The sequence below is a fragment of the Luteimonas sp. A482 genome (genome assembly GCF_054072655.1).
Map to the genome: position 1 here is coordinate 201,454 of NZ_JBSVRO010000005.1, position 23,425 is coordinate 224,878.

A 23,425-nucleotide genomic window follows, 5' to 3' on the forward strand; every position below is an offset into this window, starting at 1 on the left:
CCGGCAAGCGAGATCCCTCGCTGCGCTCGGGATGACACACCGCGGGAATCGGATCCGGTCCAGCCTGTTCGCGCCTGGATTCCCTTCCCCGACCCACGGCACTGAAACGAAAAGCCCCGCGCGCGGCGGGGCCCTTCGCTCGGCATGACGCGAGGCTTACGCCTGCGCGACCACGCTCACGGTGCGGCGCTTGTTCGGACCCTTGACGCCGAACTCGACCTTGCCGTTGACCAGCGCAAACAGCGTGTGGTCGCGACCCAGGCCGACGCCCGGACCCGGATGGAACTGGGTGCCGCGCTGGCGCACGATGATGTTGCCGGCATCGATGGCCTGGCCACCGAAGATCTTGACGCCGAGGTACTTCGGGTTGGAGTCGCGGCCGTTGCGCGAGGAACCTACGCCCTTCTTGTGTGCCATGACTGCTTCTCCTTACTTCTTGTCGCCACCGGCGATGCCGGTGATCTCGATTTCGGTGTAATGCTGGCGATGTCCCTGCCGCTTCATGTGGTGCTTGCGGCGGCGGAACTTGATGACGCGGATCTTGTCGGCGCGGCCATGGCTGACGACCTTGGCGGTAACCGTTGCGCCCTTGAGCGCGTCGCCGATGGTCACGCCATCGCTGCCGCCCAGCATCAGGATGTTGTCGAAGCTGATCTCGTTGCCGGCTTCGGCCTCGAGCTTCTCGACGCGGAGCGTTTCGCCCTGCGCCACGCGGTATTGCTTACCGCCGGTGACCAGTACTGCGTACATGTGGAGCCTCTGTAGTGTTCGATTCTGTAGTTATTATTTGATCTGCCTGCCATCGAGGGCGGACAGGAGCGGAATTATAGGGGTTTCAGCGAGTTGCGCGCAAGCAGCCCTGCCGGCGCGACCACTGCCTCACCTGTATCGCCACCTGCGGGTTGCCGGAGCCGGACCAATTCCCGAAATCCTGCCGCGGCGCGCCTTCGTTCAGGTATCGGCCCGGAGAGCGGAGTCAAGCGGTATCTCACGACCCGCTCCGCCTGCCGGTGCCTATCATCCGGACGCCGGCACGCTCGTTCAGACGCCAGCGCCTGCCCCCGCCCAACGCGAGCACACACCATGAAAGCCGTCGCCCTCACCCGCTACCTGCCCATCGACGATGCTCAGTCGCTGCTCGACGTCGAACTCGACGCGCCCCTCGCCAGCGGCCGCGACCTGCTGGTCCGCGTCGAGGCCGTGTCGGTCAATCCGGTCGACACCAAGGTGCGTGCGCCAAAGCCGCAGGTCGAGGCGCAGCCGCGCGTGCTCGGCTTCGATGCCGCCGGCGTGGTCGAGGCGGTGGGCCCGGATGTCACCCTGTTTCGTCCCGGCGACGAGGTCTGGTACGCCGGTGACATTACCCGCCCGGGCAGCAATGCGCAGTACCAGCTGGTCGACGAGCGCATCGTGGCGCGCAAGCCCGCGGCCCTCGATTTCGCCCAGTCCGCGGCACTGCCCCTGACCGCGCTCACCGCCTGGGAACTGCTGTTCGAGCGCATGGGCTATGCCGTCGAAGGCGGCGGCAACGGCAGGACACTGCTCGTGATCGGCGGCGCCGGGGGCGTTGGTTCGATCGCGATCCAGCTGGGGAAGCTCGCCGGCTTCACCGTGGTCGCGACCGCCTCGCGCGAGGAAACAGTTGCATGGTGCAGCGAACTTGGCGCCGACCACGTCATCGACCATCGCCAGCCGCTGGCCCCGCAGCTGCACACGCTCGGTCTCGACGCGGTCGATGCCGCGCTCAACCTCGCCGACACCGACCACTATTGGACCGAGCTGGGCGAACTGCTCGCCCCGCAGGGGCGCGTGGGGCTGATCGTCGAGCCGGCGGGTGCGCTGCGCATCGGCGATCCCTACAAGTCGAAGTGCATCGGCATCCACTGGGAATTCATGTTTGCGCGGCCGCGCTTCAGAACCGCCGACATGGCCGAACAGGGGCGCATCCTCGCGCGCGTAGCCGCGCTGTTCGACGAAGGGCGCCTGCGCGGCACAATGCGCGACACGCTCTCGCCAATCAACGCAGCCAACCTGCGCGAGGCACATCGGCGCCTGGAATCCGGGCGCACCATCGGCAAGCTGGCGCTGTCGGGCTGGTAAGGCCGCGCGTCGAACACCCACGCTGCTGCAACACAGCAGCGCGTGGCGCGAACGCCGTGGGCGTCTTCATTCCGGCGACAATTCGTCGCCATGACCCTTCCCCCATTGCTGGCGCTCCGCCTGGCCAAGCTGTTGGCCGGGGTTTTCCTGTACGGCTTGGCGATGAGCCTGATGGTGCGCGCCGGCCTCGGCGTGGCGCCCTGGGACGTGCTGACCCTGGGCCTGGTGCACCAGACCGGACTGTCGTTCGGCCTGCTCACCATCCTGATCGGCGTGGCCGTCCTGCTGCTGTGGTGGCCGCTACGGCAGCGCCTTGGGCTGGGGACCGCCCTCAACGCGCTGCTGGTCGGGCCCAGCGCGCAGTTCGGACTCTGGCTGTTGCCGGACTTCGGCATCGGATGGCAGCAGGTGCTCGTGTTCACCAGTGGCCTGCTCCTGCTGGCGCTGGCGACCGGGCTGTATATCGGCGCGCGCTTCGGCCCCGGCCCACGCGATGGACTGATGACCGGTCTGCACGCGCGCTTCGGCTGGCCGATCTGGGCGGTGCGCACCGGCATTGAAGGCTCGGTGCTGCTCGCCGGCTGGTGGATGGGCGGCACCGTCGGCCTGGGCACGGTGGCCTTCGCGGTGCTGATCGGCCCGCTGGTCGGCCGCGCCCTGCCCTGGTGCGACACCCGGATGCCGGTGGTCGCGCAGGCCTCGCCGGCCTGACCGCAGCGCCAGGGGCTGGCGCCGACTTGCCGCGGCGCCAGGTTCGCGGCATCGTGGGCAATCCATACGCCAGCGTATTCCGAGCATGACGGCCGACTACAGCGCAGCCACGTCCTACCCGCACCTGTTCGCGCCGCTCGACCTGGGCTTCGCGACCCTGCGCAACCGCGTGCTGATGGGATCGATGCATACCGGCCTGGAGGACCGCAAACGCGACTTCCCCAGGCTCGCCGCCTATTTCGCCGAGCGCGCCGCCGGCGGCGTGGCACTGATCGTCACCGGCGGCTTCTCACCCAACTTCGAAGGCTGGCTGACACCGTTCGCCAGCCGCCTGGCCTGGCCGTGGGAAGCGCGCAAGCATCGCCAGGTCACCGACGCCGTGCACGCGCACGGCGCGAAGATCTGCCTGCAGCTGCTGCACGCCGGCCGCTACGCCTACCACCCGCTGTCGGTGGCGCCGTCGAAGGTCAAGTCGCCGATCACGCCGTTCACGCCGCGCGCGCTCACCGCACGCGGCGTCGAACGCACCATCGATGCCTACGCAACCGCCGCAAGGCTCGCGCGCGACGGTGGCTACGACGGCGTCGAGGTGATGGGTTCGGAAGGCTATCTGATCAACCAGTTCCTCAGCGCGTGCACCAATCGCCGCGGTGACGCCTGGGGCGGCGATGTCGCCGCACGCATGCGCTTTGCAACCGAGATCGTGCGCCGCGTGCGCGCAGCCTGCGGCCCCGACTTCATCATCATCTACCGCCTGTCGATGCTGGAACTGGTGCCTGATGGATCGGACTGGACCGGGATCGTGCAGCAGGCGCGCGCGATCGAGGCCGCCGGCGCGACGATCATCAACACCGGCATCGGCTGGCACGAGTCGCGCGTGCCGACCATCGCAACCTCGGTGCCGCGCGCGGCATTCGCCGGCGTCACCGCGAAGCTCAAGCCACACGTGTCGTTGCCGCTGGTCGCGACCAACCGCATCAACATGCCCGACGTGGCCGAAGGCATCCTCGCCAGCGGCGGCGCCGACATGGTGTCGATGGCGCGGCCGCTGCTCGCCGATCCGGAGTGGGTGAACAAGGCGCGCGCCGGGATGCCACAGGCGATCAACACCTGCATCGCCTGCAACCAAGCCTGCCTGGACCACGTGTTCCAGCGCAAGACTGCAAGTTGCCTGGTCAACCCGCGCGCCTGCGCGGAAACCGAGCTGAACTACCTGCCAGCAGGCACGCGCAAGCGCATCGCGGTGGTCGGCGCCGGACCGGCGGGACTGGCCTGCGCCACGGTCGCAGCGCAGCGCGGGCATGAGGTGGTGTTGTTCGATCGCGCCGAGCGCATCGGCGGACAGTTCAACCTCGCGCGGATCATTCCGGGCAAGGAGGAGTTCGGCGAGACACTGCGCTGGTTCGACCACCGCATCAGGGAAACCGGCGTCGCCCTGCGACTGTCCACCGAGGCGACGCCGGAGGCGCTGGCGGGCTTCGACGAGATCGTGCTGGCCACCGGCGTGACGCCGCGTCGTGTCGATTTCGAAGGGCACGATCACCCGAAAGTGCTGGGCTATCTCGACGTGCTGCGCGGAACCGTGGTGCCGGGACGCCGCGTTGCAATCGTGGGCGCGGGCGGCATCGGCTTCGACGTTGGCGAGTTCCTCGTGCAGGAGGCGCCGTCGCCCACCCTGGATGTCGCACAGTGGATGCACGAATGGGGCGTCGATCCGCAGTTCGAAAGCGCCGGCGGCCTGGTGCCACCGCGCGTGGCGCCGCCGCAGCGCGAGATCTGGCTGCTGCAGCGCAGCCCCGGCCGGCCCGGCGCGCGGCTGGGCAAGACCACGGGCTGGATCCATCGCAGCACGCTCAAGCACAAGGGCGTGCGCATGATCGGCGGCGTGGAGTACGTGGCCGTCGATGACGAGGGTTTCCACCTGCGCGTGGATGGACAGCCACAGCTGCTGCCGATGGACCATGTCGTGGTCTGCGCCGGGCAGGAACCCGAGCGTGGACTGGCAGCGCCGCTGCAGGCGGCGGGGCATCGCGTGCACCTGATCGGCGGCGCCGACGTGGCGGCCGAGCTCGATGCCAAGCGCGCGATCGACCAGGCCTGCCGGCTGGCAGCGGTCCTCTAGGCGCGCGCACGGCACACCCGATCGGGTGGGCACGACAGGCCCAGTGCGAAATCCGTCACATTGGCCGTTTGCCGGCTAAGACCTTGATCCGATGGGGCGAACGGCCCTGCTCCAGAGCAAAAACTCCAATCGAATCATCCACTTCTTTACCCCTGTTCAGGAACGATTCGGTTCCCGGCCGATACCGTTCGCCCACTTTTCCCGCCCTGAGTACTGGCGGGAACCGGCCCGATCCGCACTTCCGCGGCCTTCGGCGCCCGGGCTAAAGCGCCATAGAGCCGCTGCCCTCCCCAATACGCCATGTCCGACCATCGCCGCTGCTGGCGTCGTCTCTTCAGGGGACGCATGCACGCGACGACCGGGCGCAACGCAGCAAGGAGTCTTGATGAAATTGGCCTGGATCCTGTGGTTGGCCTCGTTGATGTCGCCACAAGCCGCCGATTCGCTGTGCCTGAGCACGACGCTCTACCTGGAGGCACGCAACCAACCCGTCCTCGGCCAGCAGGCCGTCGCGGAAGTCGCCCTGCGCCGCGAGGAAAGCGGACTGTGGGGTGATTCGATGTGCGAGGTCGTGACTGCGCGCAAGCAGTTCGCGCCGACGATCGTCTCGCCCGGCATGCGCATGCACAACACCGAGGCCTGGGCGCAGGCGGTGAGCGTCGCAATCGAATCCGAGCGCAACTGGGCGCTGCCCGCCGCGGAGCGTACGGAAGTCGTGCCAGGCGCCAGCCACTTCATGGCGCACGCGATCGCCGCACCCAGCTGGCGCAATGCCTACCAGGTGGCGACGATCGGCGACCACACCTTCCTCAAGGTGCAGAGGCTCAAGCCAAGAGGTTGACGGCTGCCGACGCGACAGGCGCAACAACGCCCCGCTGCTTGCGGGGCGTGGCGATGCCTGGTTTCGCCCTACTTCAGGCTGCCGTGGCGATGTCGGCGGCGGCGCGGATCCGCGCAATGCTCGATGCCGCACCCTGCATGCTGGTCTTCTTGGCCAGCGCCGCCTGCAGCTCCGGCAGCAGGCCTTCGAGCGCGGCGTCGTCCTGTGCGCGCTCGAGCTTGAGCTGGAAGAAGTAGCCGCGCACGCCCAGTTGCTCGCGCACCAGGTCGGTCATCAGCGCGTACAGGATGGCGTAGCGGTTGACGCCGCTTTCGCGCGGCGCGATCGGCTCGTTGGCTGGCTCGCCGATCGAAGGCTGCGCAGCCGCCATCTCGCCCGAGATCAACTCGAGCGACAGCAGCTGGTGCAGCGCGTCTTCCGGCGCGTTGAGGCGATTGGCCAGCTCCTGCAGTTCGGCGACGCTGCGCCGTCCATCCACCAGCAGAAGCACCGAGCGCAGGCCACCTGGCAGCTTGCGGCTACGGCTCTCGATTTCGGCCCGGCCCTGTTCGGTCTTCGCCGGCAATAGCTGAAGCTGCATGTCGCCCTCCCGTGATCGCTTACCCGGGTGGGAATTCGCACGATCCGTACCAGCTGCATCCACGCGACCGATGCGCGGCGCACCAGCCTTGCAATACGTGACGCAAGTCGCGAAACAGGCAGCAGCGGGCCGTTCCGTTTTTCCCCACGATGTGGTGCTCACGCGCGCAACAGCTGCGCCGATCACCGTGTCGGCGGTCCGCGCACACGGCTGGGCCGCAATCATCTGCCCTGCTGCGTCAACTTGTGGCGCAGCCCGGGTCCAGCGCGCCGGGATCGTCGAGCGTGCACAGGTCGCCCGGGTAGCGAACGCTGCAGCAGCTTGCCGGGCGGGTCCGCCAACGTGAGACGGATAACACGGCGCCAGTTGCTGCTACCGCGCTGTCTCGATATAGGCGTAGATGTAGTTCGAACCGCCGTCGACATTGCCCAGCATCCGCGAACTGGCGAAGATGCCTGAACGGTGCGAGATGCCGAGCCCGACCCAGGTCGAACGCCACTGATCGCGCCCGAACAGGTCGCCGATGTTCACATCGATCGTCGGATCGAGGTAGTTGATCAGCTTGGACAAGTTGCGATCGCGTTCTTCCAGGCTGATACGCTCTGCATACGGAACGCGCTGCGCGTAGGACACACCGAAGCCGAAGCCGAGGCGCGTCTGCACGCGGTTGCTCCACGGAAAGCCGTAGTAGTAGGCCTTCATGTACGCATCCATTCGCCAACTGTCGGGCTGGTGGCCGCGGTCGTCGTGGTAGACCACCCCGACGAATCCGACGAAGTCCAATGGCCACCCGTGGAACCGCTCGACGAAGGGCCGGCCCACGTGCAGTCCGATCACCGCCGTCGGCGTGTCGTTATCGAGCGAAGTGCACTGCAGGGTCATGATCCTCGCCATGTGGCAGCCCTCGCCCGCGGCCCTGCCGTAGAACAGCTTCCAATAGGTGCGTGCGCCGTCATCGTCCCACGCCACCTGGTTGCTGCCGAAATCGTAGACCGCGCCCAGGTTGACCGCGGTGGCCGGCCCGTTGGTGGTGATCGGGCTGTCCTCGACTGCCGAACTGAGCCAGGTGGCGTCGATCCCTCCCAGCAGCCGCCAGTTGGACGTGAGCCGGAAACTGGCATTCAACGACAGGGTCAGGTCGACGCCGGAACCGGCTCGATAAGCGGGGCGACCTTCAAGCGCCTCCTCCGCGCCGACGCCGAAGTAGTAGTCGTTGAGGTCGCCACTGCGCCAGGCTGCGGCCGCGCCCGGTACCAGCGCCCAGCGGCCGCGTCGAAGCGTGTAGCTGTAGTCCACGCCGAGCTCGCTTCCGTGGGAGACGCCGCCGATATCGTGCATCGCGGCCGCGGACCATGTGGAGGCTCCCCGCTGCGCCCGGTAGCGCAGGCCGAGGTCGACGCCGGTGTTGCGTACGCGCATGCCCTCCAGCGACTCCGGCTGGCGATCCTCGGGATAGCCTTCCAGGCGCCGCCCCACGAACAGCTCCAGACGATCATCCCGGGCCTCGTCGTCCCACAGTTTCACACCGGCGCGGTTGGCGCGCAGGAAGAAGCGCTCGCCTTCGTAGAGGTACAGAGGAAGCAGGTCGCGGCGGGTGCCGCCGTCGACATACGGCGAATCCTCCCAGCGGCTGACGAAGCCCAGACCCGCGCTGCCCGGTTCCTCGAGCAGGCCACCAAGGGGATCGTCGCCGCCAAACACCGGGCTCGTGCCCAGCAGCGCCGAGATCGCAAGCAGGAAGCGCATAGCACGTACGCAAGCCATCTCCGACTCCCTGGATCGCCGCTGACGACACACTACTGCCGTCGCCCTGGCCGATCAACCATCAGCAGCTTGCCAGTCTCGCCTTCCTGCGCGACTTCATTTCACCGACCGGAAGCACGCTTCGTCAGTCGCCCGCCTCGGGCCCCCGCAGCAGCGCGCGCTTCACTTCCTCCAGCGCACTGGGATCATCGAGCGTGGACAGGTCGCCCGGGTCGCGGTTCTCGGCCAGCGCCTGCAGCGAACGCCGCAGCAGCTTGCCAGAGCGGGTCTTGGGCAGCGCGTTGACCAGGTAGACGCGGGCCGGCCGGGCCACGCCGCCAAGCTGCTCGACCACGACCTTCCGCATCTGCGCAGCGGTTTCGCCCGCCTCGTCGCCGACGGCCGTGCGCTTGAGCGTGGCGAACACGATCGGCACCTGCCCTTTCACCGCATCGTGCACGCCGATCACCGCCGCCTCGGCGACATCGGGATGGCTGGACACCGACTCCTCGATCTCGCGCGTACCAAGCCGATGCCCGGCGACGTTGATCACGTCGTCGGTGCGGCCGAGGATGAAGGTATAGCCATCCGCGTCGCGGATCGCCCAGTCCAGCGAGCTGTACAGCAGCTCCCTGAAATGGCTGAAGTAGCTGTCGACGAAACGCTTGTCGTTGCGCCACACGGTGGTCATGCAGCCCGGCGGCAGCGGCGGCTGGATCACCAGCACGCCCTTCTCGCCCGCCGACGCATCCTCGCCGGTCACCTCGTTGATCACCCGCAGCCGGAAGCCGAGGTTTGGCAGGCCCGGCGAACCGAAGCGCACCGGCTTCATGTCCAGGCCCGGCATCAGCGTCAGCACTGGCCAGCCGGTTTCAGTCTGCCAGTAGTTGTCGATCACCGGCTTGCCGAGCACGCCGGAAATCCACCGTGCCGTCGGCTCGTCGAGTGGTTCGCCGGCCAGGAACAGGTGCTGCAGCGTCGACAGATCGCGATCGGTGATGAAGGCAGCATCGTGTTTCTTCAGCACGCGCAGCGCGGTGGGCGAGGAGAACATCGTGCGCACGCCGTAGCGCTCGGCGATGCGCCACCAGATGCCCGCATCCGGCGCGGTCGGCAAGCCTTCGTAGATGATCGAGGTGGCGCCTGCGATCAGCGGTCCGTAGACGTTGTAGGAATGCCCGACCACCCAGCCGATGTCGGAGGTGGAGAACATCACCTGTCCCGCGCGGATGTCGTACACCGACCACATCGACAGCGCCAACGCGACCGCGTAGCCGCCGACGTCGCGCTGCACGCCCTTCGGCTTGCCGGTGGTCCCCGAGGTGTAGAGGATGTAGCTGGGCTCGTTGGATTCGAGCCAGGCGACGGCAACCTCCGCGCCCTCGTGGTCCTTGCGCAGCGTCGCGTAGTCGACGTCGCGCCCTTCGCGCAACGGCAGCGGCCCCGCCAGGCCGCGATCGATGACCAGCACCTTCGCAGGCGGGTGCGCGGCACGCGACAGCGCCTCGTTCACCAGCGGCAGGAACGGAATCACCTTGCCGCCGCGGATGCCGGCATCGGCGGTCACCAGCACGCGCGGCTGCGCGTCGTCGATTCGCAGCGCCAGGTTGTGCGCGGCAAAGCCACCGAACACGACCGAATGGATCGCGCCGATCCGCGCGCAGGCCAGCATCGCGACCACCGCGTCGATCGTGTGCGGCATGTAGATCACCACGCGCTCGCCGCGGTCGACGCCCAGCGACTGCAGGCAGGCGGCAAACGTGTTCACCTCGCGATGAAGCTCGCGATAACTCAGCTCGCGAATGCTGTCGGTTTCGGTGGACCAGCCCACCAGCGCCAGCTGATCGCCGCGCGCATCAAGGTGGCGGTCAACTGCGTTGAAGCACAGGTTGGTTTCGCCACCGACGAACCATTTGCGAAACGGCGGATTCGAGTCGTCGAGGATCCGATCCGGCGCCCGGTGCCAGTGGATGGCACGTGCCTGATCGGCCCAGAACCCTTCCGGATCCTCCAGCGACCGTCGGTACAAGTCTTCGTAACGCATGTGGCCTGCCTCCCTCAACGGAGTGGCCGAAGGCTAGACCCGGCTCCCGCTGGATGCGTTAAGACCTTGGTCCTACACCTGCGAGCACCCATCAAATCAACGTCTTGCGAGCGGCTTCAAGCAGGTTGACGCTACCGATCAACCACGTTGACCGCGCCGGTCAATACGACATCTGCGCAACCGCCGTGCGGGACGCGGTGGCCGCCGCTATCGCCCCGCAGGATGTTGGGCGCCGTGTGGCGTGTCTGCCGACAGCATGAGCGCCAGGCTGCACAGCAGTGGCGCCAGCAGGAACATGCCGATGAAGTAGCGCCCCTGTATCTCGAACACCATGTGCACGAGCCAGAACGACACCACCCAAACGCCCGGCAGCCATGCGGCTGGACGGCTTCGGCGCAACGCGACCACGATCGTGGTGCGGGCGACGAGGGCGAGGATGCACAGGGTGACCACGGCATACAGCACGCGTTCGGCACGCAGGACCCGGAAGTAGCGCGTCTGGATCGCCTCGCGCTGCGGGGACGCTGCCCTCGCGGCACGGACATTAGGCGCGTTGGCCAGCCAGTCGATCGCATATGCCTTGGGCAACACGATATGCGGAAGCTTGCAACCGAGGACAGAAACCCAGTGCGCCGCGGGCCGCGCCGACAAGCGATCGAGGACCGCCCGTCGCAGCGGCTTGTGCAGGTCGTCCCGGGCCGCCCGTGTCGCCGCCAGCGACCAAGTGCCGCAACCTGCCCCGCTATCGGAAGCCAACAGCCCCGCGTACAGGGTGACGGCGGAGCTGGTGCGGTTAGATTCCCCGCGTTCGCCCAGTGCGCGCAACCCCTGGTCAGTCGCGAAGCCAATGACCGAACCCAACACGAGTACCCACAGCAGGCTGTCCATCGCCCCTCCGTGGCTCCGGCGATGGCGCAGCCACGGAACGGCGAGCAGCCCCAGCATCGTCCACAGCGTCAGTGCGTATTGCGGCTTGGTCGAGACGGCGGCGGCGGTCAGCGCGACGGCTGTGGCCAGGGTGACCGGACGTGGCCACGCCGCGGGCGCCATGCACGCCAGCCACAGCCCGCCCGCGAGCAGCGTCGCGGCGAGCACATCGAGCTGCACCAGCGCCAGGTACGGCGAGATCAGGATCAGGTATCCCGCGCATGCAAGCCACAGTACGGGGCCTGTACGGAGCGCCGCGTCCCGGACCAGCCACAGCAACAGTGCAGCGCTTGCCAAGTTGATGCACAGGGCGGAAAGCACTGGCGGCAATCCCAGCAACTTCGGGATAGCCAGCAGCCAGAGGCCGAGCCCCCCTCGCTCGTATTCCTGGATGCTGCCGGCCGCGTTCCAGTAGTACGCCCAGTCGCTGTGGGGTTCGGGCTGGAGCCACAGCGCCAGGCCGGCGCCTGGCAGCAGGATCGCCACCAGGCAGGCGGCGAACAGGACCGGGCTGGACAGTACCCGGCCAGCCCGGCCTTCCACGTCGCGCAGCCAGCGCACGCCGGTCAGCCCAGCAGGTGCGCCACGCCGCTGCGTTCTTCCTCGAGCTCGGCCAGGGTCTTGTCGATGGCAGTGCGGCTGAAATCGTCGACCGGCAGGTCGCGCACCATCGTGTACTCGCCGTCCTGAGTGATCACCGCGAAGCCGAAGATCACGTCCTCGGGGATGCCGTAGGAGCCGTCCGACGGGATGCCCATCGTGACCCACTTGCCGTTGCTGCCCAGCACCCAGTCGCGCACGTGGTCGATGGCGGCATTGGCGGCGGAGGCCGCCGAGGACAGGCCGCGGGCCTCGATGATCGCCGCGCCGCGCTTGCCGACCTTGGGGATGAACTCGTTGGCGTTCCAGTCCGCGTCGTTGATCCGGTCCTTCAGCGAGGCACCGCCGACGGTGGCGAAGCGGTAGTCCGGGTACATGGTCGGGCTGTGGTTGCCCCACACCACCAGCTTCTCGATCTCGCCCACGGCCACGCCGGCCTTGCCCGCGAGCTGGCTCAGCGCGCGGTTGTGGTCGAGGCGCAGCATGGCGGTGAAGTTCTTGGCCGGCAGGTCGGGCGCGGACTTCATCGCGATGTAGGCGTTGGTGTTGGCGGGGTTGCCGACCACCAGCACCTTGACGTCACGGCTGGCGACCTTGTTCAGCGCCGCGCCCTGGGCGGTGAAGATCTTGGCATTTTCAAGCAGAAGATCCTTGCGCTCCATACCCGGACCACGCGGACGGGCACCGACCAGCAGGGCGTAGTCGGCGTCCTTGAACGCGACTTCCGGATCGTCGCTGCCGACCATGCCGGCCAGCAGCGGGAACGCGCAATCCTCCAGCTCCATCATCACGCCCTTGAGCGCGGCCTGGGCCTTGTCGACGGGCAGCTCCAGCAGCTGCAGGATCACCGGCTGGTCCTTGCCCAGCATTTCGCCCGAGGCGATGCGGAACAGCAGGGCGTAACCGATCTGGCCGGCGGCGCCGGTGACTGCGACTCGAACGGGGGCTTTCATCGTGATGTCCTCTTGCGAAGTGGAATGCAGGCCGGCGCTGGGAGACGCGTCAACCGGAGTGGGGGAGCGGATCTGCGGCGACGGGCATGGGCGCGCCCCTGCTGGCACGGCCGATTCGGCCGGCGAGTTGAGGCATCGCGGACGGTCTCGAATCGCGTCAGGCGGCGAGGATCTTGTCCCACTCCGCCACGCGGTCGGCCCTGGCGGCCAGCGCCGCGTCGGCGTCGCCTTCGATCTTCACCGACTTGATCGCGTCGCCCTGCTTCACCGCGTCCACCACCTCCAGGCCTTCGGTGACCTTGCCGAACACCGTGTGCTTGCCGTCCAGCCAGTCGGTCTTGATGTGGGTGATGAAGAACTGGCTGCCGTTGGTGTTGGGGCCGGCGTTGGCCATCGACAGCACCCCGCGCTCGTGGCCCACGCCGTTGCTGGCCTCGTCCTCGAACTTGTAGCCCGGGCCACCCGTACCGGTGCCCTTGGGGCAGCCGCCCTGGATCATGAAGTCGGGGATCACGCGGTGGAAACTCAGCCCGTCGTAGAAGCCGCGCCTGGCCAGGTTGACGAAATTGGCGACGGTCAGCGGCGCCTTGTCGGCGAACAGGTCGACCTTGATTTGGCCCCGGTCGGTGTCGAAAACGGCAACAAGACTCATGTATTCAGCTCCAGTGGCCCGGACAGGGCGCTTGACCGCATATAATAGCCCGCTTCCTTCCACCCTCCCCCGCGCCCTGCCCCTCAACGGCAGCGAGTGCGGCTGACCCGACCTCCGAATCCATGCCCATCCAACGCCTGCGCAACATCGCCATCGTCGCCCACGTCGACCACGGCAAGACCACCCTCGTCGACCAGTTGCTCAAGCAGTCGGGCACCCTGAACGAACGCACCGTCCTCGCCGAACGCGTGATGGACAGCAACGATCAGGAAAAGGAACGCGGCATCACCATCCTGGCCAAGAACACGGCCATCACCTGGCGCGACAACCGCATCAACATCGTCGACACCCCCGGGCATGCCGACTTCGGGGGCGAGGTCGAGCGCGTGCTGTCGATGGTGGATTCGGTGCTGCTGCTGGTCGACGCGATGGACGGGCCGATGCCGCAGACGCGCTTCGTCACCCAGAAGGCGTTCGCGATGGGCTTCAAGCCGATCGTGGTGATCAACAAGGTCGACCGTCCCGGCGCGCGCCCCGAGTGGGTCGTCGAGCAGGTCTGGGACCTGTTTGACCGCCTCGGCGCCACGCCCGAGCAGATGGACTTCCCGATCATCTACGCCTCCGGCCTGAACGGCTACGCCGGCCTGACCGACGACGTGCGCGAGGGCGACATGACCCCGCTGTACGAGGCGATCATGGAGCACGTGCCGGCGCCGCCGGTCGACCTGGACGGTGCGTTCCAGATGCGCATCAGCCAGCTCGACTACAACAGCTTCGTTGGCGTGATCGGCATCGGCCGCGTGCAGCGCGGCATGGCAAAGAAGAACATGCAGGTGGCGGTGATCGACCGCGAAGGCAAGAAGCGCCAGGCCAAGTTGCTGCAGGTGCTCGGTTTCATGGGCCTGGAGCGCATCGAACAGGACACCGCGCAGGCTGGCGACATCGTCGCGATCTCCGGCATCTCCGACCTGACCATCTCCGATACCATCTGCGCGCTCGACACGCCCGAAGCGCTGCCGGCGCTGACCGTCGACGAGCCCACGATCTCGATGACCTTCCAGGTCAACAACTCGCCGTTCGCCGGCAGCAAGGACCTGTCGGGTGGCAAGTTCCTCACCAGCCGCCAGATCAAGGACCGGCTGGAGCGCGAGGCCGTGCACAACGTCGCCCTGCGTGTCGAACAGCTCGAGGATGCCGACAAGTTCCTGGTGTCCGGCCGCGGCGAGCTGCATCTCTCGGTGCTGATCGAGAACATGCGCCGCGAAGGTTTCGAGCTCGCCGTCTCGCGTCCCGAAGTGATCATCAAGGAGATCGACGGCCAGGCGATGGAGCCGATCGAGCAGCTCGTGGTCGACGTCGAGGAAATCCACCAGGGCGGCGTGATGGAGAAGCTGGGCATGCGCAAGGCGCAGCTCAAGAACATGGAGTCCGACGGCAAGGGTCGCGTGCGCCTGGACTACATGATCCCCGCGCGCGGCCTCATCGGCTTCCAGAACGAGTTCAAGACCCTGACCTCGGGCAGCGGCCTGCTGTTCCACGTGTTCGACCACTACGGCCCGAAGGAACAGGGCGCGATCGCCAAGCGCCAGAACGGCGTGATGATCGCCAACGCGCCCGGCACGACGCCGGCGTATTCGCTGGGACCGCTGCAGGACCGCGGCAAGCTGTTCGCCGCCGAAGGCGACAACATCTACGAGGGCCAGCTGGTCGGCATCCACTCCAAGGACAACGACCTGACGGTCAACGCGATCAAGCCCAAGCCGCTGACCAACATGCGCGCCTCGGGCAAGGACGACGCGATCCAGCTGTCGCCGGCGATCAAGTACACGCTCGAACAGGCGCTCGATTTCATCGACGATGACGAGCTGGTCGAGATCACGCCGAAGGAAATCCGCCTGCGCAAGAAGCAGCTGACCGAAAGCGACCGCAAGCGGGCCAGCCGCGCGGCGTGAGTCGCACGCTGTTCACCGCCTGGAGGCCGGACGTCGCCGACCAGGCGGCGTTGTCGGGGCCGCGCGACCGCATCGTCGCAGCCCGGCCGCAGGATGCGCCGCGGCTGTCGCTGCGGCGCCCCGACCAGTGGCACATCACCCTGTGTTTCGTGGCACGGGAACTGGACGAGGCGGTCCTGGAGGCGACGCGCGACGCGCTCGATCGCGCCGCGGCCGCGATCCCGCCACACGCCTTCACGATCGGGCGCGTCGCGTTCTGGCGACACTCGGGCGCCGTGGTCGCCTTGCCACACCGAAATGACACCCTGCAGGCCCTGTGCGACGCCCATCGCGACGCGCTGCGTCGCGGCGGCATTCGGCCGGAAGAAACAACCACCCAACCACACGTGACGCTCGCCTATCTGGAGCGTGGTTCTGCACCGCAACCCTGGCTGGACGAAGTCGACTGCGCCAGCGAAGCACTGCGCGTGGAGCGGTTCGAGCTGCTGTTCAACGCTGGTGGCCGCTACCAAGCGTTGGGCACATGGGCGCTGCGCGGGGCAGCGCTGCCGCAGCAGGCGCAGTTGCTCTGACGGCAGTGCCCCGACAGCCTCCCGACGCCGGTCCCCCGGCGGCAGCGGCCATGGCCGCTACCGTCGCCGTCGCTCGACGCGACGCGCTGGAAAGTCCAGTCAGGCCCTGACTGGAGGATTGAGCTGCGCGTGCTTGCGCACGATCAGCATCGCGGTTTCCAGCGCCTGCTCGTAGTTCAGGCGCGGATCGACGGTGGAACGGTAGGCACGCTCCAAGTCGACTTCGGTCAGGGCGCGCGCGCCACCGGTGCACTCGGTGACATCTTCGCCGGTGAGCTCCAGGTGCACGCCGCCCAGGCGCGTGCCCGCCGCGGCATGGATGTCGAACGACTGCTCGATCTCGCTGCGGATGTTGTCGAAGCGTCGGGTCTTGTAGCCGTTGCTGGTCGATTCGGTATTGCCGTGCATCGCATCGCAGATCCACAACACGCGGCGCCCCTCCCGCTTCACCGCGTCGAGCAGCGAGGGCAGCTTGGCGGCGACCTCGGTCGCACCCATGCGATGGATCAGGCCGAGCCGGCCCGGCTCGTCGTCGGGGTTGAGCACGTCGATCAGCTTCAGCAACTGGTCCGGCGTGGCGCTCGGTCCCACCTTGACCGCGATCGGGTTGCGGATGCCGCGGAAATATTCGGTGTGCGCGCCGTCGAGGGCGGCAGTGCGCATGCCCACCCACGGGAAGTGCGTGCTGAGGTTGAACCAGCCCCACTGCCGCGGCACCTGGCGCGTCTGCGATTCCTCGTAGGGCAGCAGCAGCGCCTCGTGCGAGGTGTAGAAGTCGACGCGGTTGAGGCTGTGCATCTGCCGTCCCGCCAGCGTCTCCATGAACCGCACCGCGTCGCCGATGCCGGCAACCATCTTCTCGTACTCGCCGGCCAGCGGCGCCTGGCTGACCCAGCCCAAACCCCAGTACTCGGGGTGGTGCAGGTCGGCGAAGCCGCCGTCGATCAGCGAACGCACGAAGTTCATCGTCATCGCCGAGCGCGCATGCGCCTTGACCATGCGTCGCGGGTCCGGAATGCGCGCCGCTGCAGTGAACGCCGGGCCGTTGACGATGTCGCCGCGGTAGCTCGGCAGCTCCACGCCGTCGCGCACTTCCATGCCCGCCGAACGCGGCTTGGCGTACTGGCCGGCAAAGCGGCCCACGCGCACCACCGGCAGCTTCATGCCGTGCACCAGTACCAGGCTCATCTGCAGCAGCACCTTGAGCCGGTTGGAAATGATCTCCGAGCTGCACTCGCGGAAATTCTCGGCGCAGTCGCCGCCCTGCAGCAGGAAGCGCTTGCCCTCCTGGGCCTCGGCCAGCTGCTGCTTGAGGGTGAGGATCTCGCGCGAGGTCACCAGCGGCGGCAGCTCCCGCAGCTCGTCCTGGACCTCGGCCAGCGCCTCTTCGTCGGGATAGACCGGCAGCTGCAGCGCCGGACGCGCACGCCAGCTGCCAGGATGCCATTCGGCGGGAAGGTTGACGGGCTGGAGGTTGCGATCTGGGCTGTGCATTGACATGTGCTCTATACGAACGCGCATGGTGCGCCGCTTGCTGCGGCGCGTCAATTTCAGCTGCAACGGACCCGTTGACGCCTCAGCGGCGGCGCAAACCGGCCTGCAGCGCCCACGCCGCGAGCAGTACGAACCAGATCAGGCTCCACCAGGGCATCGACAGCCCGAGGAAGGTCCAGTCGATCGTCCCGCAGTCGCCGGTGCCGGTCAGCACCTGCCGGATCAGCCCGGGCGTGTCCATGGTTTCGCGCATGAACGCGAACGGCGCGCCACACGCCGGGATTTCGGGCGGAAACATCTGCAGCCAGACGTGGCGCCCGGCAATGCCGATCCCGACCGCGGCCGCCACCAGGGCCAGCATGCTCCAGACGCCGCGCCCGCCGCTTCCGCGCGGCGCGTGCAGCCCGGCGGGCAGCATCACCAGGCCCAGCGCCGCGAAGGCGATGCGCTGGAAGATGCACAGCGGGCACGGCTCCAGCTCCCAAGCCAACTGGCTGTAGATCGCAAAGCCGATCAGCGCGAAGCAGACGGCCGCGCCGGACAGCATCTGGAAACGGAAGGACCAGTGAAGTGGATTCATGGACGCCTGCAGTCATGGAGACAGGCCGCATTATCACTGCTGCCGGCCGCGGCGCGTACATGCACCGTCCGGTCGGGAGCCGTTCGTCACGCGTCGACCAGACACGTACCTCATTCTCTGGTTATGCATACACGCACCCGCCAGCGCAGCCGGGGAAGCGACGAGGCGCAGGTCCGGATGCCGCTCTTCCGGAATTCCACAGGCCCTGAAAGCAGAAACCCCGGCGTTGCCGGGGTTTCGCATGTCGCACCTCAGGAGGCCGGTTACTCGGCGGCCACCTGCGGACGATCGATCAGCTCGACGTAGGCCATCGGCGCATTGTCGCCAGCACGGAACCCGCACTTGAGGATGCGCAGGTAACCGCCCGGACGGCTCGCGTAACGCGGGCCAAACGTGGTGAACAGGTTGCCGACGGCTTCCTTGTCGCGCAGGCGCGAGAAGGCGAGGCGGCGGTTGGCGACGCTGTCGACCTTGGCCAGGGTGACCAGCGGCTCGGCGACGCGGCGCAGTTCCTTGGCCTTGGGCAGGGTGGTCTTGATCAGCTCGTGCTTGAACAGCGACGCAGCCATGTTGGAGAACATCGCCTGGCGGTGGGCGCTGGTGCGGTTGAACTTGCGACCGGCTTTCTGGTGGCGCATGGACTTGATTCCTTGATAGGTGGAAAGTTGAAGCCTTGGACGTCTATGTCGCCATCCTGGCGTTGCAAGCGGACTGCGGATGGTCCTTGCCGGCCTCCCTGGCCGGCGGGCCGCGAACTGGTGTTCGTCGGCGGGGTACAGCACGCGGCCCGCATCGCTGCGGGCCGCGGTTGGATCAGCCCAGCATGCCGTGGGCCGAGACGCCGGCCGGCGGCCAGTTCTCGAGCTTCATGCCAAGCGAAAGGCCGCGCTGGGCGAGGACTTCCTTGATCTCGGTGAGCGACTTCTTGCCCAGGTTCGGGGTCTTGAGCAGCTCGACCTCGGTCTTCTGGATCAGGTCACCGATGTAGTAGATGCTCTCGGCCTTGAGGCAGTTGGCCGAACGCACGGTCAGCTCCAGATCATCGATCGGACGCAGCAGGATCGGGTCGACGCCTGGCGTCGCCGCCTTCTGGCCGCCGCGGTCGCGGTGGGTGAAGTCGCCGAACACCGACAGCTGGTCGGTAAGGATGTCGGCGGCGGTGCGCACCGCTTCCTCGGCGTCGATCGTGCCGTTGGTCTCGATGTCCAGGACCAGCTTGTCCAGGTCGGTGCGCTGTTCGACGCGGGCGGCCTCGACTTCATAAGCCACGCGGCGCACCGGCGAGAACGACGCGTCCAGCATCAGCCGGCCGATCGAGCGGGTTTCCTCATCCGGACGACGGCGGGCAGCCGCCGGCTGGTAGCCGAAGCCGCGCTCGATCTTCAGGCGGATGCTGAGCTCCGTGTCCTTGGTCAGGTGCGCGATCACGTGATCGAGATTCAGGATCTCGACGTTGTGGTCGGTCTTGATGTCGGCAGCGGTGACGACGCCCGGGCCGGACTTGGTCAGCGTGAGCGTCGAGCTCTCGCCGGTGCCCATGCGGATCGCGACGTCCTTGAGGTTGAGCAGGACTTCGAGCACGTCTTCCTGCAGGCCCTCGATCGTGCTGTACTCGTGCAGCACGCCGTCGATCTCGACTTCGGTGATTGCGAAGCCGGGGATCGACGACAGCAGCACGCGGCGCAGCGCGTTGCCGAGGGTGTGGCCATAGCCGCGCTCGAGCGGTTCGATCACGACCTTCGCGCGGTTGCCCGCGAGGCGTTCGATCTGGGGACCACGGGGGCGCAGGACCTGGTTGGCGGTAACTGTCATATTCGTAGCGTCTCCTGCAGGGACACCGCATCCGTCGACGCGATGGCTCTGGACGTTTGGAGCCCCTTGCGTACTGCCGAGGGGTGGCCCGTGCGCGGGGCACGGGCCGGGGGGAGTTGTTGCTGGTGCTGCGGGATGACCCGCCGCCAGTCCTTACTTCGAGTACAGCTCGACGATCAGCGCTTCGTTGATGTCCGCCGGCAGGTCGCCGCGGTCGGGGACCGCCTTGAACACGCCGCTGAACTTCTTCTGGTCGACTTCGATCCACGACGGCGCCAGGTCCATGCTGGACGAGACGTTCAGCGCTTCCTGGACGCGCATCTGCTTCTGCGCCTTTTCGGACAGGGCAATCGCGTCACCGGCCTTGACCTGGTAGGACGGCAGGTTGACGGGCTTGCCGTTGACCGTGACGCCACGATGCGAAACCAGCTGTCGGGCGGCCGGACGGGTGACCGCGAAGCCCATGCGGTAGACGACGTTGTCGAGACGCGTCTCCAGGAGCTGCAGCAGGTTCTCGCCGGTGTTGCCCTTCTTGGTCGAGGCCTTCTTGTAGTAGTTGCGGAACTGGCGCTCCAGCATGCCGTAGATCCGCTTGACCTTCTGCTTCTCGCGAAGCTGGAGGGCGTAGTCGGAAACCTTGCTGCGACGCGCGCCGGTGCCGGCACCGTGCTGGCCGGGCTTCTGCTCCAGCTTGCACTTGGAGTCGAGCGCCCGGGTCGGGGACTTGAGCGAAAGGTCGGCGCCTTCACGGCGCGCGAGCTTGCAGGTGGGACCGATATAACGAGCCATTTCTTATCGCTCCCTTAGACGCGACGCTTCTTCGGCGGACGGCACCCGTTGTGCGGGATTGGCGTCACGTCGATGATGTTGGTGATCTTGTAGCCCACGTTGTTCAACGAACGCACGGCCGACTCACGTCCCGGACCCGGGCCCTTGATGCGGACTTCCAGCGACTTCACGCCGTAGTCCAGCGCATCCTTGCCCGCCTTCTCGGCGGCAACCTGGGCTGCGAACGGGGTCGACTTGCGCGAGCCGCGGAAACCCGCGCCGCCCGAAGTCGCCCACGACAGCGCATTGCCCTGGCGGTCGGTGATCGTGATGATGGTGTTGTTGAACGAAGCGTGGACGTGCGCGATGCCGTCGGTGACGACGCGCTTGATCTTCTTCTTCTGCTTGGCAGCTGGCTTGGCCATGGTTTTTGTTCCTTATTTCCTGATGGCCTTGCGCGGACCCTTGCGGGTGCGTGCATTGGTCCGGGTGCGCTGGCCACGCAGGGGCAGGCCACGACGGTGGCGCAGGCCGCGATAGCAGGCCAGGTCCATCAGTCGCTTGATCGCCATGCCGATCTCTCGGCGCAGGTCACCCTCGACCACGAACTTCCCGACCTCGGCGCGCAGGCGCTCGACTTCGGGCTCGGACAGGTCACGGATCTTGGTGCTCGAGGTCACGCCGGCGGTATCGCAGACGAGCTTCGAACGGGTACGGCCAATGCCGTAGATGCTTTGCAGCCCGACCCAGACGTGCTTCTGGGCAGGCAGGTTGACACCTGCAATACGCGCCATGCGCGAATCTCCAACTGGTTGGTCGCCTGGAAACGGAGTCCCCGACGAAGTGAACACGAAATTCTAACAGGGTCCCGGGTTTCTTGGAAGCCGATGGCACCAGAGGTGCCACCGACCCGGCATGGGGAGTGTGCCCATGCTCCGGCGATGGATCCGGGATGGCTGAACGGGGTCTCCCCCGCCCGGCCCGCGCACTACTCTGGTGCGCGAAGGTCCCGGACCCACCCGTGTGCGGGACTGCCACACGGGTCGCCCATCGTGCCGGGGGAGGCTGTGCTCCGCGCCGGCGTGAATTCTTGTGGCCGTCCTGGCCAGTTGCCGCCGACCGGCGCCAAGGCGCCTTCCAGCGACAGCACCGGACCATCCATGGCCCGGCGCGGGTTCCGACGCGCTAGCGCGACCGGGCGCCACCTCGGAGGTTGGACTTCTTGAGCAGGCTCTCGTACTGGTGCGACATCAGATGAGCCTGGATCTGGGCGATGAAGTCCATCACCACGACCACCACGATCAGCAGCGACGTGCCACCGAAGTAGAAGGACACGTTCAGCTCGGCCCGCATGAACTCCGGCAGCAGGCACACCGCCACCAGGTACGCAGCGCCCGCGGCGGTCAGCCGCGTCAGCACGCCGTCGATGTACTCGGCAGTGGCCTTGCCCGGACGGATGCCCGGCACCAGCGCGCCCGACTTCTTCAGGTTGTCAGCGGTTTCCTGCGAGTTGAACACCAGCGCCGTGTAGAAAAAGGCGAAGCCGGCGATCAGGCCCGCATACAGCAGGATATACAGCGGCTCACCCGGGGAGAGCGCCTGCGCGACGCGCTGCAGCCACTGGGCGGACCCGGCCTGGCCGAACCACGTTGTCGCCGTGGCCGGGAACATGATGATCGACGAGGCGAAGATCGCCGGGATCACGCCCGCCATGTTGAGCTTGAGCGGCAGGAACGAACTCTGGTTCATGTACGCGTTGCGGCCACCCTGGCGGCGCGCGTAGTTGACCGTGATCCGGCGCTGGCCGCGCTCGACGAACACCACGAAGTAGGTGAACACCGCCACGATCAGCGCGATCATGATCACCGCGATCGGGCTGATGTCGCCGTTGCGGGCGGCCTCGATCGTGCCGATCACCGCCGACGGCAGGCCCGCGACGATGCCGGCGAAGATGATCAGCGACACGCCGTTGCCGATGCCGCGCTCGGTCACCTGCTCGCCCAGCCACACCAGGAACATGGTGCCGGCGGTGAGCGCCACGATCGCGGTCATCACGAAGCCCGGGCCCGGTGCGTACACCACGGGGATGCCGCTGCCTGCACCCTGGCTCTGCAGCGCGATCGCGATGCCGGCCGACTGGAAGATCGCCAGCGGGATCGCGCCGATGCGCGACCACTGGGTGATCCTGCGGCGACCGGACTCGCCTTCCTTCTGGATCGCCTTCAGGCTCGGCAGGATCTGCACCATGAGCTGCATGACGATCGAGGCCGAGATGTACGGGATCACGTTCAGCGCGAAGAGGCTGAAACGCTCCAGGGCGCCACCGGAGAACATGTTGAACATGTCCACGATGGTGCCTTCCTGGCGCTCCATCAGCTGCAGCATCGCCTCGGGGTTCACACCCGGCACGGGGATGAAGCAGCCGATGCGGTAGACGATCAGAGCACCGACCACGAACAGCAGGCGCTGGCGCAGTTCGGTGAACTTGCCCGCGCCGGCCAGACCCGACATCGCTCCCGCACTTCGCGCCATGCCGTCCCTACTCCTGGATCTGGCCGCCGGCGGCCTCGATTGCCGCGCGTGCACCTGCCGTCACCAGCAAGCCCTTGAGCACGAGCTTCTTCGAAACCTCGCCCTTCTTGACGATCTTGACCTTCTTGGCGATGCGCGACACCAGCTTGGCGGCGCGCAGGGCGGCCAGGTCGATATCGCCCTCGAGCTTGTCGAGCTGGTACAGGAACACTTCGGCGCTGTCGGTCTTGAGCTTCGAGCGGAACCCCACCTTCGGCAGGCGCATGTGCAGGGGCATCTGGCCGCCTTCGAAGCCGGCCTTGATCTTGCCCTTGCCGGAACGCGCGAACGAACCCTTGTGGCCACGGCCGGCGGTCTTGCCCTTGCCGGAACCGATGCCGCGACCGACGCGGGTGCGCTCCTTGCGGGCGCCGTCTGCGGGCTTGAGCGTATTGAGCTTCAT

At 67.2% G+C, this 23,425-nt stretch carries 23 protein-coding genes; 6 read left to right on the forward strand and 17 right to left on the reverse strand.

The genetic code is table 11. The annotated features are described in order from the left end of the window. Positions 1 to 156: 156 nt before the first annotated feature. Positions 157 to 417 carry a 50S ribosomal protein L27 gene (gene rpmA / locus ACW5DW_RS14440; protein WP_457019823.1) on the reverse strand — a complete coding sequence of 87 codons (261 nt, stop codon included), beginning with the start codon at positions 415 to 417 and terminating at the stop codon, positions 157 to 159. 12 nt (positions 418 to 429) lie between these two features. Next, entirely contained in the window at positions 430 to 750 is a 321-nt protein-coding gene (gene rplU, locus ACW5DW_RS14445) for a 50S ribosomal protein L21 (protein ID WP_457019825.1), read from the reverse strand. 333 nt (positions 751 to 1,083) lie between these two features. Between rplU and ACW5DW_RS14450 the strand changes: the two genes are divergently transcribed. The 4 genes from ACW5DW_RS14450 (at position 1,084) to ACW5DW_RS14465 (ending at position 5,774) form a co-directional block, all read left to right on the forward strand. After that, the gene (locus tag ACW5DW_RS14450; protein WP_457019827.1) at positions 1,084 to 2,100 is read left to right on the forward strand and encodes a zinc-binding alcohol dehydrogenase family protein; all 1,017 of its coding nucleotides are present in this window, start codon (positions 1,084 to 1,086) and stop codon (positions 2,098 to 2,100) included. A 90-nt stretch (positions 2,101 to 2,190) separates the two neighbouring features. Further along, positions 2,191 to 2,811, forward strand: coding sequence for a membrane protein YczE (gene yczE, locus ACW5DW_RS14455; RefSeq protein WP_457019829.1), 621 nt, complete (start codon positions 2,191 to 2,193; stop codon positions 2,809 to 2,811). Between the two features lie 85 nt (positions 2,812 to 2,896). After that, positions 2,897 to 4,933 carry an FAD-dependent oxidoreductase gene (locus ACW5DW_RS14460; protein WP_457019830.1) on the forward strand — a complete coding sequence of 679 codons (2,037 nt, stop codon included), beginning with the start codon at positions 2,897 to 2,899 and terminating at the stop codon, positions 4,931 to 4,933. A gap of 385 nt (positions 4,934 to 5,318) precedes the next feature. Continuing rightward, complete coding sequence (locus tag ACW5DW_RS14465; RefSeq protein ID WP_457019832.1) at positions 5,319 to 5,774, forward strand: cell wall hydrolase; 456 nt, start codon at positions 5,319 to 5,321, stop codon at positions 5,772 to 5,774. A gap of 73 nt (positions 5,775 to 5,847) precedes the next feature. On the opposite strand, the gene ACW5DW_RS14470 is transcribed toward ACW5DW_RS14465, so the two are convergent. The 6 genes from ACW5DW_RS14470 to ACW5DW_RS14495 form a co-directional block, all read right to left on the reverse strand. Continuing rightward, the gene (locus tag ACW5DW_RS14470; protein WP_457019834.1) at positions 5,848 to 6,354 is read right to left on the reverse strand and encodes a hypothetical protein; all 507 of its coding nucleotides are present in this window, start codon (positions 6,352 to 6,354) and stop codon (positions 5,848 to 5,850) included. 372 nt (positions 6,355 to 6,726) lie between these two features. Continuing rightward, a complete protein-coding gene (locus ACW5DW_RS14475; RefSeq protein WP_457019836.1) occupies positions 6,727 to 8,118 on the reverse strand; it encodes a MipA/OmpV family protein in 1,392 nt (463 codons plus the stop codon). 124 nt (positions 8,119 to 8,242) lie between these two features. Then, entirely contained in the window at positions 8,243 to 10,141 is a 1,899-nt protein-coding gene (prpE, locus tag ACW5DW_RS14480; protein WP_457019837.1) for a propionate--CoA ligase, read from the reverse strand. Between the two features lie 207 nt (positions 10,142 to 10,348). Continuing rightward, the gene (locus ACW5DW_RS14485; protein ID WP_457019838.1) at positions 10,349 to 11,629 is read right to left on the reverse strand and encodes a hypothetical protein; all 1,281 of its coding nucleotides are present in this window, start codon (positions 11,627 to 11,629) and stop codon (positions 10,349 to 10,351) included. Between the two features lie 5 nt (positions 11,630 to 11,634). Continuing rightward, positions 11,635 to 12,621, reverse strand: coding sequence for a malate dehydrogenase (locus tag ACW5DW_RS14490; RefSeq protein ID WP_457019839.1), 987 nt, complete (start codon positions 12,619 to 12,621; stop codon positions 11,635 to 11,637). A gap of 157 nt (positions 12,622 to 12,778) precedes the next feature. Beyond that, positions 12,779 to 13,273: a peptidylprolyl isomerase gene (locus ACW5DW_RS14495; RefSeq protein WP_457019840.1), complete on the reverse strand. Its 495-nt coding sequence runs from the start codon at positions 13,271 to 13,273 to the stop codon at positions 12,779 to 12,781. Between the two features lie 122 nt (positions 13,274 to 13,395). Between ACW5DW_RS14495 and typA the strand changes: the two genes are divergently transcribed. Both typA and ACW5DW_RS14505 read left to right on the forward strand, forming a co-directional pair. Further along, a complete protein-coding gene (gene typA, locus ACW5DW_RS14500) occupies positions 13,396 to 15,225 on the forward strand; it encodes a translational GTPase TypA (protein ID WP_457019841.1) in 1,830 nt (609 codons plus the stop codon). Continuing rightward, positions 15,222 to 15,797, forward strand: a complete 576-nt coding sequence (locus ACW5DW_RS14505; protein ID WP_457019842.1) for a 2'-5' RNA ligase family protein — start codon at positions 15,222 to 15,224, stop codon at positions 15,795 to 15,797. Before typA ends, ACW5DW_RS14505 begins: the two co-directional genes overlap by 4 nt. Before the next feature lie 99 nt (positions 15,798 to 15,896). Here ACW5DW_RS14505 and ACW5DW_RS14510 read toward each other — a convergent pair whose 3' ends face one another. The 9 genes from ACW5DW_RS14510 to rplO form a co-directional block, all read right to left on the reverse strand. Further along, positions 15,897 to 17,291, reverse strand: a complete 1,395-nt coding sequence (locus tag ACW5DW_RS14510; protein ID WP_457019843.1) for a class II 3-deoxy-7-phosphoheptulonate synthase — start codon at positions 17,289 to 17,291, stop codon at positions 15,897 to 15,899. An 82-nt stretch (positions 17,292 to 17,373) separates the two neighbouring features. Then, the gene (locus ACW5DW_RS14515) at positions 17,374 to 17,871 is read right to left on the reverse strand and encodes a disulfide bond formation protein B (RefSeq protein ID WP_457019845.1); all 498 of its coding nucleotides are present in this window, start codon (positions 17,869 to 17,871) and stop codon (positions 17,374 to 17,376) included. Positions 17,872 to 18,134: 263 nt separating this feature from the next. Next, complete coding sequence (gene rplQ, locus ACW5DW_RS14520) at positions 18,135 to 18,509, reverse strand: 50S ribosomal protein L17 (RefSeq protein WP_457019846.1); 375 nt, start codon at positions 18,507 to 18,509, stop codon at positions 18,135 to 18,137. Positions 18,510 to 18,684: 175 nt separating this feature from the next. Continuing rightward, a complete protein-coding gene (locus ACW5DW_RS14525; protein ID WP_457019848.1) occupies positions 18,685 to 19,683 on the reverse strand; it encodes a DNA-directed RNA polymerase subunit alpha in 999 nt (332 codons plus the stop codon). A gap of 153 nt (positions 19,684 to 19,836) precedes the next feature. Next, on the reverse strand, positions 19,837 to 20,472 hold the full coding sequence (rpsD, locus tag ACW5DW_RS14530) for a 30S ribosomal protein S4 (RefSeq protein WP_457019849.1): 636 nt from the start codon (positions 20,470 to 20,472) through the stop codon (positions 19,837 to 19,839). Positions 20,473 to 20,486: 14 nt separating this feature from the next. Continuing rightward, the gene (gene rpsK / locus ACW5DW_RS14535) at positions 20,487 to 20,876 is read right to left on the reverse strand and encodes a 30S ribosomal protein S11 (protein ID WP_280943425.1); all 390 of its coding nucleotides are present in this window, start codon (positions 20,874 to 20,876) and stop codon (positions 20,487 to 20,489) included. A 12-nt stretch (positions 20,877 to 20,888) separates the two neighbouring features. Next, complete coding sequence (gene rpsM, locus ACW5DW_RS14540) at positions 20,889 to 21,245, reverse strand: 30S ribosomal protein S13 (RefSeq protein ID WP_457019851.1); 357 nt, start codon at positions 21,243 to 21,245, stop codon at positions 20,889 to 20,891. A gap of 391 nt (positions 21,246 to 21,636) precedes the next feature. Next, positions 21,637 to 22,962 carry a preprotein translocase subunit SecY gene (secY, locus tag ACW5DW_RS14545; protein ID WP_457019899.1) on the reverse strand — a complete coding sequence of 442 codons (1,326 nt, stop codon included), beginning with the start codon at positions 22,960 to 22,962 and terminating at the stop codon, positions 21,637 to 21,639. A 28-nt stretch (positions 22,963 to 22,990) separates the two neighbouring features. Next, on the reverse strand, positions 22,991 to 23,425 hold the full coding sequence (gene rplO, locus ACW5DW_RS14550) for a 50S ribosomal protein L15 (RefSeq protein ID WP_457019853.1): 435 nt from the start codon (positions 23,423 to 23,425) through the stop codon (positions 22,991 to 22,993).

What these genes read in the sequence shown, in the direction of transcription:
- rpmA (WP_457019823.1), bottom strand. Translation starts at nt 417, where the DNA reads ATGGCACACAAGAAGGGCGTAGGTTCCTCGCGCAACGGCCGCGACTCC.
- rplU (WP_457019825.1), bottom strand. Translation starts at nt 750, where the DNA reads ATGTACGCAGTACTGGTCACCGGCGGTAAGCAATACCGCGTGGCGCAG.
- ACW5DW_RS14450 (WP_457019827.1), top strand. Translation starts at nt 1,084, where the DNA reads ATGAAAGCCGTCGCCCTCACCCGCTACCTGCCCATCGACGATGCTCAG.
- yczE (WP_457019829.1), top strand. Translation starts at nt 2,191, where the DNA reads ATGACCCTTCCCCCATTGCTGGCGCTCCGCCTGGCCAAGCTGTTGGCC.
- ACW5DW_RS14460 (WP_457019830.1), top strand. Translation starts at nt 2,897, where the DNA reads ATGACGGCCGACTACAGCGCAGCCACGTCCTACCCGCACCTGTTCGCG.
- ACW5DW_RS14465 (WP_457019832.1), top strand. Translation starts at nt 5,319, where the DNA reads ATGAAATTGGCCTGGATCCTGTGGTTGGCCTCGTTGATGTCGCCACAA.
- ACW5DW_RS14470 (WP_457019834.1), bottom strand. Translation starts at nt 6,354, where the DNA reads ATGCAGCTTCAGCTATTGCCGGCGAAGACCGAACAGGGCCGGGCCGAA.
- ACW5DW_RS14475 (WP_457019836.1), bottom strand. Translation starts at nt 8,118, where the DNA reads ATGGCTTGCGTACGTGCTATGCGCTTCCTGCTTGCGATCTCGGCGCTG.
- prpE (WP_457019837.1), bottom strand. Translation starts at nt 10,141, where the DNA reads ATGCGTTACGAAGACTTGTACCGACGGTCGCTGGAGGATCCGGAAGGG.
- ACW5DW_RS14490 (WP_457019839.1), bottom strand. Translation starts at nt 12,621, where the DNA reads ATGAAAGCCCCCGTTCGAGTCGCAGTCACCGGCGCCGCCGGCCAGATC.
- ACW5DW_RS14495 (WP_457019840.1), bottom strand. Translation starts at nt 13,273, where the DNA reads ATGAGTCTTGTTGCCGTTTTCGACACCGACCGGGGCCAAATCAAGGTC.
- typA (WP_457019841.1), top strand. Translation starts at nt 13,396, where the DNA reads ATGCCCATCCAACGCCTGCGCAACATCGCCATCGTCGCCCACGTCGAC.
- ACW5DW_RS14510 (WP_457019843.1), bottom strand. Translation starts at nt 17,291, where the DNA reads ATGCACAGCCCAGATCGCAACCTCCAGCCCGTCAACCTTCCCGCCGAA.
- ACW5DW_RS14515 (WP_457019845.1), bottom strand. Translation starts at nt 17,871, where the DNA reads ATGAATCCACTTCACTGGTCCTTCCGTTTCCAGATGCTGTCCGGCGCG.
- rplQ (WP_457019846.1), bottom strand. Translation starts at nt 18,509, where the DNA reads ATGCGCCACCAGAAAGCCGGTCGCAAGTTCAACCGCACCAGCGCCCAC.
- ACW5DW_RS14525 (WP_457019848.1), bottom strand. Translation starts at nt 19,683, where the DNA reads ATGACAGTTACCGCCAACCAGGTCCTGCGCCCCCGTGGTCCCCAGATC.
- rpsD (WP_457019849.1), bottom strand. Translation starts at nt 20,472, where the DNA reads ATGGCTCGTTATATCGGTCCCACCTGCAAGCTCGCGCGCCGTGAAGGC.
- rpsK (WP_280943425.1), bottom strand. Translation starts at nt 20,876, where the DNA reads ATGGCCAAGCCAGCTGCCAAGCAGAAGAAGAAGATCAAGCGCGTCGTC.
- rpsM (WP_457019851.1), bottom strand. Translation starts at nt 21,245, where the DNA reads ATGGCGCGTATTGCAGGTGTCAACCTGCCTGCCCAGAAGCACGTCTGG.
- secY (WP_457019899.1), bottom strand. Translation starts at nt 22,962, where the DNA reads ATGTCGGGTCTGGCCGGCGCGGGCAAGTTCACCGAACTGCGCCAGCGC.
- rplO (WP_457019853.1), bottom strand. Translation starts at nt 23,425, where the DNA reads ATGAAGCTCAATACGCTCAAGCCCGCAGACGGCGCCCGCAAGGAGCGC.